Source organism: Acaryochloris marina S15, from assembly GCF_018336915.1.
GTDB lineage: Bacteria > Cyanobacteriota > Cyanobacteriia > Thermosynechococcales > Thermosynechococcaceae > Acaryochloris > Acaryochloris marina_A.
This window is the reverse complement of sequence record NZ_CP064923.1, coordinates 3,617,528-3,630,069: the sequence shown is the minus strand read 5'-3', so window position 1 is coordinate 3,630,069 and position 12,542 is coordinate 3,617,528. Positions and strand designations below refer to the sequence as shown.

11 protein-coding genes are annotated in these 12,542 nt (G+C 42.7%); 7 read left to right on the top strand and 4 right to left on the bottom strand.

Annotation, left to right across the window (positions count from 1 at the left end):
- Positions 1-127 precede the first annotated feature (127 nt).
- Together I1H34_RS16820 and I1H34_RS16815 are read right to left on the bottom strand one after the other, a co-directional pair.
- Entirely contained in the window at positions 128-328 is a 201-nt protein-coding gene (locus I1H34_RS16820) for a hypothetical protein (RefSeq protein ID WP_212662168.1), read from the bottom strand.
- Positions 329-536: 208 nt separating this feature from the next.
- The gene (locus I1H34_RS16815) at positions 537-1,169 is read right to left on the bottom strand and encodes a TetR/AcrR family transcriptional regulator (RefSeq protein ID WP_249369322.1); all 633 of its coding nucleotides are present in this window, start codon (positions 1,167-1,169) and stop codon (positions 537-539) included.
- 218 nt (positions 1,170-1,387) lie between these two features.
- On the opposite strand from I1H34_RS16815, the gene I1H34_RS16810 reads away from it, so the two are divergent.
- From I1H34_RS16810 to I1H34_RS16795, 4 genes are all read left to right on the top strand, one after another.
- Positions 1,388-2,365, top strand: coding sequence for an ADP-ribosylglycohydrolase family protein (locus I1H34_RS16810; RefSeq protein WP_212666310.1), 978 nt, complete (start codon positions 1,388-1,390; stop codon positions 2,363-2,365).
- A complete protein-coding gene (locus I1H34_RS16805; RefSeq protein ID WP_212662167.1) occupies positions 2,362-2,508 on the top strand; it encodes a hypothetical protein in 147 nt (48 codons plus the stop codon). The genes I1H34_RS16810 and I1H34_RS16805 overlap by 4 nt, the downstream gene beginning before the upstream one ends.
- On the top strand, positions 2,486-2,863 hold the full coding sequence (locus I1H34_RS16800) for an ankyrin repeat domain-containing protein (RefSeq protein WP_212662166.1): 378 nt from the start codon (positions 2,486-2,488) through the stop codon (positions 2,861-2,863). The genes I1H34_RS16805 and I1H34_RS16800 overlap by 23 nt, the downstream gene beginning before the upstream one ends.
- Before the next feature lie 90 nt (positions 2,864-2,953).
- A complete protein-coding gene (locus I1H34_RS16795; protein ID WP_212662165.1) occupies positions 2,954-3,658 on the top strand; it encodes an MOSC domain-containing protein in 705 nt (234 codons plus the stop codon).
- A gap of 88 nt (positions 3,659-3,746) precedes the next feature.
- Here I1H34_RS16795 and I1H34_RS16790 read toward each other — a convergent pair whose 3' ends face one another.
- Positions 3,747-3,995 carry a hypothetical protein gene (locus tag I1H34_RS16790; protein WP_212662164.1) on the bottom strand — a complete coding sequence of 83 codons (249 nt, stop codon included), beginning with the start codon at positions 3,993-3,995 and terminating at the stop codon, positions 3,747-3,749.
- Between the two features lie 1,257 nt (positions 3,996-5,252).
- Between I1H34_RS16790 and I1H34_RS16785 the strand changes: the two genes are divergently transcribed.
- Complete coding sequence (locus I1H34_RS16785) at positions 5,253-6,299, top strand: calcium-binding protein (RefSeq protein WP_212662163.1); 1,047 nt, start codon at positions 5,253-5,255, stop codon at positions 6,297-6,299.
- A gap of 771 nt (positions 6,300-7,070) precedes the next feature.
- Positions 7,071-8,435 carry an MATE family efflux transporter gene (locus tag I1H34_RS16780; RefSeq protein WP_249369320.1) on the top strand — a complete coding sequence of 455 codons (1,365 nt, stop codon included), beginning with the start codon at positions 7,071-7,073 and terminating at the stop codon, positions 8,433-8,435.
- A 443-nt stretch (positions 8,436-8,878) separates the two neighbouring features.
- On the opposite strand, the gene I1H34_RS16775 is transcribed toward I1H34_RS16780, so the two are convergent.
- Positions 8,879-9,892, bottom strand: coding sequence for a lysylphosphatidylglycerol synthase transmembrane domain-containing protein (locus I1H34_RS16775; RefSeq protein WP_212662161.1), 1,014 nt, complete (start codon positions 9,890-9,892; stop codon positions 8,879-8,881).
- A 788-nt stretch (positions 9,893-10,680) separates the two neighbouring features.
- On the opposite strand from I1H34_RS16775, the gene I1H34_RS16770 reads away from it, so the two are divergent.
- Positions 10,681-12,474: a fatty acyl-AMP ligase gene (locus I1H34_RS16770; protein ID WP_212662160.1), complete on the top strand. Its 1,794-nt coding sequence runs from the start codon at positions 10,681-10,683 to the stop codon at positions 12,472-12,474.
- Positions 12,475-12,542: the final 68 nt, after the last annotated feature.

Below are 12,542 nucleotides of genomic sequence, written 5' to 3'. Positions count from 1 at the left end.
AAGTATTTCGAGTGCGAAATAACCTCGTCCGAAGCGCTTGCATTAAATTGAATTAGCTCAATTCATATTGGACTATCAATGGAAGATACTTGATAGTCCAATATGAATTGTTCGAGCAAGATGTCGATCAATTTTGGGTAGAAGTATGCAATCGACTCAGTTGTTGGCCAATATCCTGGAGTTCTTCAGCACCAATGTCGCAAATTTCGGCTATCTGAGCTGGAATTAGACCTGCATCTACTGATTGAGCCAGATTTGAACATAAATCTCTAATTTGGACTAAGCGATCTATTGTTTCTCCTAACTGCTTAGGGTTATTTTTGGACATTAGTCATCGTTCTCCGTAGGATTATGTGAAAATGCACTCATCGAACTTGCACTAACAGGGCGAGCCATTGCTCAATAGAGCAAGACAAAAATCATCAACAAACTTTTTCATGAACAAATAGCCATGAAAAGGCAAGAGATCTATCCTCTTTACTGAGTAGATTTGAACTATTGTGAGGGGATAATGAAGCAGAGCCAGTTTCAACCCATCAGATGGGTTCAGAGAAAAATATTCCCATACAGAGTTCCAACACTTGGTTGACCTGTTCCTCAAGGCTAATATTGCCAAACGCTTCCCGATCAATCACAGATCGACTCACCAATCCCAGGGTGACGCTGATTAAGGCTTCATCTGCAATTTGGCGGACGGGGTATTGCTGACGTAAATATTGGAGAAGTTCCAACATTTTGCCGTAAGCAATTGAGAACTGATCCGTCGTGTAGTCATATTGGCCTTGAACCAGGCGATTCTGTTGGGTTCGAATGAACCGAAAGGTATATTCTTTTGGGTGCTCAAGCCCCCAACGAATAAAGCCTTTGGTAATTGCGATTAGAATCTCAAGGGGATCTGAACCTGCCTTCTCATACTCAATCAGAATTTGACGCTCTGTCAGCTTAAAAATTTGCACTGATAATGCTTCAGCAACCGCTTCTTTACTTTCAAAGTGAGCATAGAGACTAGCCTTTGATTTAAATCCTGCAGCTTTACGTAGATCCTCAACCGAAGTCTCCTCATAACCTTGATGGGTAAACAACTCAAGGGCCGCCTCTAAGATGGCTTGTTTCCCATCACGACGATAAGAACGTTTAGGTTGAGTAATCTCCAATGTTGGCAGTTCCATATAGTGAACGTACGTTCGTTAATATTCTAAGCAAGCCCATCAGGTCGTGACCTTATCTTGTTGCAAAAGTTTAAACATCTGAAAAATGGCTGCAGACTTTAACCCAGATCTAGGACCTGGAAGCAACATGCGATTTAGCTAAAGACAGGTTGGCATAAGCCTCCACTGTCCAGTTGTTAAGGTTGTATTGGCAGTTCCATAGGTCTTGTGTGGGTAAGATGGTCAATCTCATCACTGAAGAAGCTTCTACAGACCGTCCATTCTCACAAGTACGTTCGGGATTGATGGGTTTATGTGTGGGGGATGCATTGGGGGTACCCGTCGAATTCCTGAGTAGAGAGGAACTGATAGAGAGTCCGGTTACTGAACTGGATAGCCGCAATGAATGGAAAGAACCCCCTGGAACATGGTCGGATGACAGTTCTTTAACCTTTTGTCTCGCGGATTGTCTATGTGATGGGTTTTCGCTCCAGGCCATTGCTCAGTCATTTTGTCGTTGGTATTACGAACAGGAATGGACGGCACGGGGGAAAGTATTTGATATTGGCATTACTACCCAGATGGCCATTCAGAAGCTGCAAAATGGTGTTGCACCGTTAGAAGCCGGTGATACGGTGGAGCGCAGCAATGGCAATGGTTCACTGATGCGAATTTTACCCATGGCATACTGCTACAAAACGATAGACTTACCCACTTTGATGGACAGGGTTCATCAAGTCTCTCGCATCACCCATGCCCATCCTCGCTCACAAATGGCTTGCGGGATTTACATTTGTATCGCAGTAACCTTGCTTGAAGGGGCTAGTCCGGGAGAGGCTTATGTCCAAGGATTGGAGCAAGCTGAGGAGATTTATCAGGCATTTCCCTATCTTTTAGAAAAGCACCATTTTGAGCGGATATTTAGCCGTGACATCGAAAATTTGCCCATTGAAAGTATCCATTCAGAAGGATATGTGATTGACACATTAGAAGCCTCCCTGTGGTGCTTGCTGACGACATCATCATATCCAGAGGCAGTATTGAAGGCCGTCAATCTGGGTGAAGATACAGATACGACTGCAGCGGTAACGGGAGGATTAGCAGGTATCCATTATGGAATTGAGAATATTCCATCCAAGTGGATTAACGGGATTGCACGTCCCCACGATATTCAAAGGTTGGCAGATCGTTTGGAAGTAGCCCTGTTCAGAGCATGACGGTTTCACGTGAAATTGTTGGACAATTCGTGGATGCAGCTTTACTGGATCCGCCGCTAGCAGATAGGCTGTTGCAAGAATATCCTGAGCTAAAATCGGCAACATTACTTGGCGAATTTCTTGACTATCGAGAATTATCCTGACGGTATACGTTTTCTAGTAAATCGGGGCTGGCTGATTGATGAGCGTGACGAGGATGGTACAACGCCATTGATTAATGCTGTGTTCGTCGGGGCATTTGAAGCGGCCATGGTATTGCTCGAACTTGGGGCCGATCCGAATGCTGTTTCGGCAATATATGACAATCCGCTCCACTGTGCTATTTCGACTGGCAATATCAAAATGGTTGACCTCCTCCTTAAAGGTGGGGCAACCCCCTTGTATACAAAGAGTTGTGGAATAACCGCTTTTGATGTGCTTCCCAATAACAAGCCTGCAAAAAACACCACAATCCGAGCAATGTTAAGGGAGCATGGTTGGGTCGCACCTGATGAGTAGCCCTCCTGTTGGGTTAAAAGTCAGACTTTACCCTCTGCATTTAAATCAAAGGATGCCACTATCAACTTTGCCTGTGACTCAGAAATTTATATGACACCTCGCGTTATTTCAATTCAGGTGGGCTTACCCCAAACCCTAGGGAAGGAGGGAGCCACTGATTTTATGGACCGACCCTGGACAACTGGCTTCTTGAAGATGCCGACTCAGGGGAAAATCTGGCTAGGTTTGACTAACTTAAACGGTGATGGCCAAGCCGATTTAAAACATCACGGTGGCACGGAAAAAGCGGTTCTGGCTTATGCCGCAGAACATTACCCAAGCTGGCAAGCTTCGCTCCAATTGTCAGATTTTTTCTATGGTGCCTTTGGCGAAAATTTCACGATTGAAGGACAAACTGAATCATCGGTATGTATTGGTGATATTTATCAACTGGGTGAAGCTCAAATTCAAATTTCACAACCTCGGCAACCTTGTTGGAAACTATCGCGTCGCTGGCACATTCGAGATTTAGCCTTGCAGGTGCAAAATAATGGCAAAACGGGCTGGTATTTCCGGGTTCTAAAGGCAGGTTATGTGGAGCCTAATTTATCCTTGCTCCTGTGTGATCGTCCCCATCCACAGTGGTCAATTGCCCGCGCCAATCAGGTGATGCACCATCAATTTGACGATCGAGAAACCACCCTAGAGTTAGCTAGGTGTCCAGAATTGGCGATTAATTGGCAACGCACTTTAACCCAGCGTGCAACTAAAGGAATTATTCCTGACCCCAGCTTTCGACTTGAGGGCAAAGCTTAAGTTAGAGATCTGTCTTTCAATAGCTTCAAAAGATTTACCACAATGGCGTGTAAACAAGAATATCTGTTCCAACGTAATCTCTACGATTCTAAACGGCCATTTTATGCACAATGATCTGATTATTCTCTGGATCACTGATGATTAAGCTATTTTTGTTCAAATTCTTACATTCAGTCGTTGTTTGCAAATATTCAAACGTATCAACATCTGCGCTCAAACCAAATGTCATGGGAGTGTTGGGTTTCTCTGACTTTTGGGGGTAAAACTCAATCACAGAATCATCAAGTTGAATCGCAAAATGGAGAGGACCCTTATCGTGTTTTTCTTCGTTGACCATTTGCTTCAACAATTGCCCATACCAAATCGCTAGTTCTCTGGGGTGGCCAGAACGTAAAACAACTAGGTTTAATCTTATATGGGATAAAGATTTTGAATCACTGCACATATGACGTTACTAGTGAATATAAATCTAAGTTTCTATCTTGTCTCAAGCTAAAGCCTGTACTTTCTATAGGTAGACTAAAAGCAAGGCTTAAACTCATCAATATTCATGGTAATAATTTTTATCATAGAATATCTTTACGCTATGTAAGACTTATTATTTATTCCAGGATGTCAATCTATAGTATCCATATAAAAATTTCTGCGAGTGACGACTTTTGTGAGAATAGGAGAAAAATAGCATTAAAATTCTTCCATTAATCGATGCTAAATCTCGAATAACAGCAACATGATCTAAACAGATTTATCTGGCTGATACTCATATTAAAACCTCTATATCTATAGCTTTAGAGAGTTATCATTATCCCCTGAATGAGATTGGCTTATATATAAAATATCTAAATTATTGGCAGATGAGGGCTTGGTTTGAATTTAATCAAAACTTAAGTGTTATTTTCTTTCGCTTTACTTGAGTCTAAACCTACTTACTGCTGTGAAGGCACTGCTAGTATTGAACTTGCAAGATTAGGGCATCTTAATACTATCTTCAGAAACAGCAAAAATTTACCGTGATTTAAATCACAATCAAATTTAAAATCATACTTATATAGTGTGATCGCTTATATATTATTGATATGTCATATTATTCTAAATTTTTATTGTGCCTAAGGATTATTAGATTATTTTATTTTCAGAGTAATTAATTTAGATATTTTGCATAGATGAAATTGAAATATTAAAAAAATATATATACAAAATCACATCCCTCATGTAGGATTAATTCAGATTAAATTAAACGTGCCTCGCAAAATTAATCTAAAACGCATATCAATTGATTTGTTCAGAAATAAAGAGGTTCGTTGACGAATCTTTTATTGATTTGATGTATAGCTCATGGATTGCTTGCTTTATTTTTTAGGTATGTAATTTATAGCGTGCTGTGCAACCGTGATATTTATTTCACGGCAAAACTTTCTAATACGCCCTCTTGAGTTGGAGCGTTATTATTGAGCGTTTTTTATATATGGGCACTACAAAGTAGTGTCGTTAAACATTATCAAAAGATGATGTTTAATTTGTGGCACTAAGATTTCTGCATTTAGATTAGTTTTATTTTTTGACGTTGAAGTATTAGCTTTAATGAGGTAAACACATGGCTACTATTGTTGGTTCTAATCTCGCTGATTTCATTACAGGAACTGCTGATGGTGATGGCATCTTTGGTCTTAATGGCAATGACTTGATCCGTGGTGGTGCTGGTGTAGATATCATCATCGGAGGCGCTGGGAATGATCGGCTTTTTGGACAAGATGGTGATGACGTCATCTTTGGCGATTCTAGGGTCTTTGATCCTGCTGCTGGAGATGATGACTTTATCAGGGGTGGCAATGGGAATGACCTAATCTTTGGTGAAGGTGGAAACGATGATATCCGAGGCGACGCAGGAAACGATAACCTATTTGGCGGAGGCGGTAATGACTTTATTGCCGGAGGATTAGGTGCAGATAATATCTTTGGAGACGCTGGCGATGACAATATTCGCGGCGGATCTGGTGACGATATTCTCAACGGTGGCGATGGCGCAGACTGGATTCGCGGAGATGCTGGGAATGATCGCTTTTTCGGTGGCAGTGGGAATGATCGCATTTTCGGTGGTGCTGGTAACGACCTCATTGATGCTGAAGATGGTAATGATTTCTTAGATGGTGGCGCTGGTGACGACGTTATTTTCGGAAGTATCGGCGATGATGAAATCAGAGGGGGGAGAGGAAATGATGCCCTTGTTGGCGGTGGTTTCTCGAACGACACCCTATCTGGTGGTGGTGGGGATGATGTCCTCGTTGGCGTCGATCCCTTTATCGACCCCTTTGGGTTTGGTGATGGTGAAATTGATGAACTAAGAGGTGGTCGTGGAGCTGATGTCTTCGTTCTTGGAGATGATGGTACTATCCTCGGCCAACCTGCAGGTAGCGGTCCTAAAAACTATTACCTGGGTGAAGGGGATGCTGATTATGCCCTTATCCAAGACTTTAAATTTGGTCAACTAGATAAGATTCAGCTATCACCAGGTACTGTTTTCAGCATCGGTAGTACCATTGGTCCATTACCTTTTGGAGTTAGCATTTCTATTGGTGGTGACTTAATCGCAATTGTTCAGGGCGGTGCATCGGAAGCACAAGTTGCTGCTTCTATCATCTAATCTCGCCATTACTAGTTCCTAGTAATATAGCGCTATGCTGCTGCAGAAAAAGTCCGAACTTTTTCTGCAGCAGATAGTTCAGGATTTATGTATAGAAGTCAAAAAATTAAAAGCTTAAAAAAATACTAGAGCTTAGCCACTCGAAAATTCTAGCTTCTAGTAGAGAGTGTTAAGTTTGCTACTCCACAAAGAGAATGAAAGATGATTCTTATGCATGAATATTTTGAATTTAATGTTTCATAAGTTTTATACCAATTACCTAGCAAAATGACCTGTATTGATATTCGGAATTTCTGCAAACTGTTTGCTTTTTAAAATCGAGTAGTTTGTCTCAAAAAACAATTGGTATTTTGGTGATTGGTATTAGAATTATTTTTTTGATTATGTAAGGCTTTTGCTGTATCTGGAAATATTGGTATACATCACCAAATTGATTTGGCACTTATCATAATCTATGACGTTCAAAAGATTAGCAGGATAGTCAAAGGCTTTGCTTATTGTTTGGCAACGAATTCGAGATTGTTGCTGACCATTGATTCCTTGTTATTTAGTTATTTAGTTCAACGAAAAAAATCAGTTGGTTTAGTGAACAGAACTATTAATGTTTGCAATGGCCTGATGTTATCCCGCCACAGTGTTCGAAATACTAGGTTTATGTTCACTAAAATTTGGTGCTCAATTCGTAAGAACTAGAAATTCTTGACTTGAGTTCTTCCTTTCAACTGCATCCGAGAATATACAGTTTCGAGAATTCAGCTCATGACATGTAAATTGACCGAAGGACCGATAGGGCCTATTCTTCTCAAACTGACGGCTCCCATGGTATTGGGAATCATATCAGTTATTGCTTTTAATCTAATTGATACCTATTTTGTCGGACAGCTAGGAACCAACCAGCTCGCAGCGATGAGTTTTACCTTTCCCGTAGTGATGACTTTTGGCAGTCTTGCGATGGGGTTGGGAATTGGAACCTCTTCAGTCATTTCCCGAGCTATTGGTAAAGGCAATTTGAAGCAAGTACAGCAATATACTACTGCAAGCTTGAGTCTTTCCCTAGTCATCGTTATGCTCTTTGTAAGTCTTGGTTTCTTTACTATTGAACCTTTATTTCAACTCTTAGGATCAGGACCATATGTCTTGCCTTATATCAAAGATTATATGCAAATTTGGTACTTAGGAATGCTTTTCTTAGTTATTCCAATGGTAGGCACCAATGCAATTCGAGCTGCGGGGAATACGCTATCGCCAACAATCATAATGGCTTTTGCTGCAGCATTAAATATTTTTCTCGATCGACTCTTTATCTTTGGAGAATTTGGTTTCCCTCGACTGGAGCTGCAAGGGGCCGCAATCGCAACCGTTATTTCAAGAGCATTCACGTTACTAGCAGTTCTTTTTGTCCTGCGCGTCAAGGAGAATCTCTTATCCCGGAAGCATCCTAGTCTTCAAAAGACCATTGAGTGCTGGCAAGAAATTCTAAAAATTGGTTGTCCAGTGGCAATCGCAATGTTGCTTACACCCTTTGCCACTGGTATTATTACTCGATTAATTTCTAGTCATGGTTCTGCAGCAGTTGCTGGCTTTGGTATCGCAACTCGAACAGAGTCCTTTGCATTGATCACTGTTTCTGCGCTGGCTGCCAGTATAGGTCCTTTTGTGGGGCAAAACTGGGGAGCCAATGCCTTTGGAAGAGTTCGAAAAGCTCTTCAATATAGTTATAGATTCTGTTTAGGGTGGGGCTTATTTGTTGCAGTTGTTTTGAATTTCTCAGGGCAAACTATTGCGACATACTTTAACCAAGATTTAGATGTTGTTGGTATTACGGCTACTTATTATTCTTTTGTACCTATTAGCTATGGCATGGTTGGCATTATTTTAGTTGCAAGCTCAGCATTTAATGCGATGGGAAAACCCTTGCCGGCTATATCAATTTCATTTCTTCAATTCTTTATTATTTATATTCCTGTTGCCTATATTGGTAACAATATGAGTGGCTTGACAGGAATTTTTACTGCAGCAATAATATCTAATTTTATAGTTGGTATTTTGGCTTATTATTTAAGTCAAAAGAACTGCTTGCATTTGAATGAAAATATGGCAATGTCAGTAAAGTCAGAGCAAGAGATATATTCATGACTTTCTGTTGATTTAATAAGATTATTTTTATCCTTTGATCTTGTTTTGATATTTATTTTATGAAAATATAAAACTCAGTCAGTATAAAAATATAGATGCTAAATTATTAGATTAACACTTCTAGATGAGACTTTCCAGAAAAGTTTAAGCCTTGCTTAGAGAGGGTTTTAGGATTTATGGGTAAAGCTTAGTTTCAGATAGCCTCTCATTTTATACCTGCTTTAATATCAGTTTGGGTTTATCCCCTAGCTTCAACTACTTTTACGAAGAAGTACAGGTTTAAGCTGATGAAAGGATAAGAGTTTTAACTTATCTAGACGTTAGCCTTTTAAATATCAAGACTACGGTAGCTCGTTTATATTCAATTTTGCGATTGTACAACCGCTTGACTCAACCCATCAGTCCTTTTACTGAAAAAGAAGGGGCATATGCCTATAAATCAGTTACTTGGAGGTAACTTTTGTGCGTTTTTGAGGAATGGGAATGGACAGTGTCGAGTCTAACTTGGGTGAGAAGCGATAACTCAACTTTTGGATAAACGTCCACACAGGCAAACTGAATAGTTGATAAGCATGAAACATCGTTGCAATCACCACACTTTGCGCCAGGGGCACCCCCATACCATTGAGAGAAAAGGCTAGGGCAGCTTCGTAGGTACCCAGGTTGGCCATAGTCGTAGGCACCGTCAGCCCCAAGTTCAGAACAAACAAGCAGATCAAAAGTTGGGGTAAAGATAGGACATGACCTTGAGCCATGCATAGCATTTGCAACAGTAAACATTCCGTAAACCAGTCTCCCAAGTCCATGACCGCAGCATTACGAATTTGGAGAGGATTACGAATTACAGCTAGTCCGATCTTAAACTTTCGGAACCATTGACGTAATTTTGGAAACCGTTGGCGCAAACCTCGGAGGATGGCCCACAATGCGACCCCTAGAAAAGGGATGCCGATCAGCAAAATAATACCTTTTTCCCACCAATCGACTTGGGGCAAACCGACGGAGACTTGTAATGCTGATAGAACAGCTAGGGTGACCAGAATGCCGACATCTAGCATTTTATCCACTAGGATGACGGCTGTAGCCTCAGCTGCATCAATTTTTCGGCCCTTGGTATCTTTATCCTTGCGCAACAGGGCAATTTTAACGGCATGCCCCGCTTGGCTGAGAACAAAATTGCCAATAAATTGGCCCGATACGTAAGTATTTGCGGCTTGGGCCCAACTCACTCCTGCCGATTGAGGACAAAGTACCCAGAGACGAGTTACCTGAAAGGCCATTTGTACCAAAGTAACCCCTAACATTAGAAATAGGGATTCGATGCTAAACCGCTGAAATGCATCTAGCAGATCACGACCTTGGAGATTGATTTTTTGAAAGAGAAAAACGAGTCCTAGCCCAATGCAGAACAGCAGCAGGAGGCGAAAAATCGTTTTGTGTTGCCAAAACTTATTCATCAGTTTGTAGTGTGATCAAGTTTGGCATTAGAGGTTGAATTGGGTAATAACATCTTTAAACACTGCATGGTTAGGCTCCTTCTCCACTGTTGGGTCTTATGCTCTAGGCAGAGGCTCTGTTCGCAATAGCTACGATTGTCGGCTATTTTTTCTTGGAAATAATTATTGTTCTTAGTCTCTCTAACTCTGCTTGCTTGGATTTTTGGAGTGATTAATGAGTGGGGTAAAAGAAATGACCAAGAAACAGGTAAATAGGGACCATGAGGTTCATTTATTGACTGGTAGATTGACCTTCTCCAACCAAGCTTAGTAAACGCTTTTCTGGTGCATTCCTATAAGAGAAACAAAATCTTAGAGCCTTAATTCTTCATGCATGTAGTAGCTATTATCCCTTTAGAGTGGTGATTTGTCTTAAGAACCGGGTCTAAGACGCCTAATATCTAAGGGGCGAAATCTAGGTATTTACCTCAGAAAGCTAGATGGTGAGTGGGCAATCAACAGACTCATAACTACCGCTAGTATGGACAGGCGAAATGGCATTTTCGGATCGAATATGCAACAAAATTGACCGTCACAGTTGATCGGCAAATCCATCGTTAGGTAAGAACTAGAGGGCTAATACTATGTCTGATTAAGAGTAAGAAACGGCTAGTGCACGCAAGAATACTTGAAGTCTAAAGCATCCCTCAACTACAGTAATGTGATGCAGATCCGCCTTTGTCGTGATGTAAGTACTAGCGGGTTTATGTTCTCAAACTTAGGATTTTGCTATTGCGGATATTGCCCCTATGACCCAGCCTTCAACTCTAGTCGATTTGCTTCGAGAGCGGTCTCAGCACCAGTCTGATCTAGATGCCTATACCTTTTTAGCCGATGGTAAAACTGAATCCGGCACTCTCACCTATGCCACCTTGGATTTGCAAGCCCGTGCGATCGCAGCCGCAATACAAGCCCTGACCGCCCGTGGCACCAACGTTCTGGTCGTCTATCCCTACGATGCCGGACTAGAATTTGTGTCTGCCTTTTTTGGCTGTCTCTATGCCGGGGTAGTGGCCGTCACCGATAATCCTCCCCGTAAATCAGCAGCCATTGCCAAACTCCAAATCCGCGCCCGAGCCTCGGAAGCGACTGTACTGATCTCCACCGCAGGATTTTTGGAGCATCTCAAAACCCAGCTAAAAAAGAATCCTGATTTAGCGCCGTACTTAAATAAGTTGACCTGGCTGGCCACGGATACCGTGCCCATGGATCAGGCCTCTGCTTGGGTGCAGCCCGACTTAGAGCCGGACACGTTGGCCTTTTTGCAATACACCTCGGGGTCCACTGGAGATCCGAAAGGGGTGATGGTCACCCACGGCAATATGCTCCATAACTCTAAATTGATTTATGAGGGCTTTGGCCATTCAGACACGAGTCAAGGCGTGATTTGGCTACCGCTATTTCACGATATGGGTCTGGTGGGGGGTGTTCTTCAACCCCTGTATGGGGGGTTCCCAGTGACCCTGATGTCGCCGATTTCCCTGATCCAAAAACCGATTTTGTGGCTAGAAGCCGTGTCTAAATATGGGGCGACCACCAGCGGCGGACCCAACTTTGCCTATGATTTACTGTGCCAAAAGGTAAAGCCGCAGCAGCGAGACAAGCTGGATCTGAGCAAATGGGAAGTAGCCTTTTCTGGGGCAGAGCCCATCAAGGCCGATACCCTGGATAAGTTTGTGGACTTTTTTGGCCCCTGTGGCTTCCGCCGGGAAGCCTTTTATCCCTGTTATGGCATGGCTGAAACCACCTTATTTATCTCCGGGGGCCTGAAGTCAGAGCCACCCGTGATTCGCTATCTCGACAGTACGGCCCTGGCCGAAAATAAAGTGGTGTCTGTAGAGCCGGAGTCTGACAAAGCCCAGGCGATTATCGGCTGTGGCCGCATGTTGTTAGGGGATAAGGTTGCGATCGCAAATCCCGATACCCGAACTAAATGTGCGGAAAACCAAGTCGGTGAGATTTGGGTGTCTGGGGCCGGCGTCGGCAAAGGCTATTGGAACAGACCTGACATCACCGCCGAGACCTTTCAGGCCCACTTGGCTGATACCGGCGAAGGACCCTTTCTACGTACCGGCGACCTAGGCTTTGTCCAGGATGGTGAAGTCTATATCACGGGCCGTATTAAAGACTTGATGATTATCTGGGGGCGTAACCAATATCCCCAGCTGATTGAACAAACCGTTGAGCAATGCCATCCGGCCCTACGGCCCAACCATGGCGCTGCTTTTTCCATTCCCCTGAATGGTGAAGAGCATCTGGTGATTGTCCATGAAGTGGAACGAAACTTTTTCCGTCGCTTACCCGTCGAAGAGGTTATCGGAGCAATTCGTTTGGCCATTGCCGAGGACCATATGGCTGAAGTCTATGCCGTGTTGCTTCTCAAGCCGGGTGCCATCCCCAAAACCTCTAGTGGCAAGATCCAGCGTCGCGCTTGTCGAACTAAATTTTTAGAAAACAGTTTTCAACCCGTTGCTGAGTGGAAACAAGAAACCCAAGGCAATATCTCAGATTTGATGGCCCCTATGGCCGCGAATCAATCGTAATTTAACGTTCCCCGATCTGATGTCGTCATCCTTAGTGAAAGCCAAGGACAGATTGTCTACTCAAACCT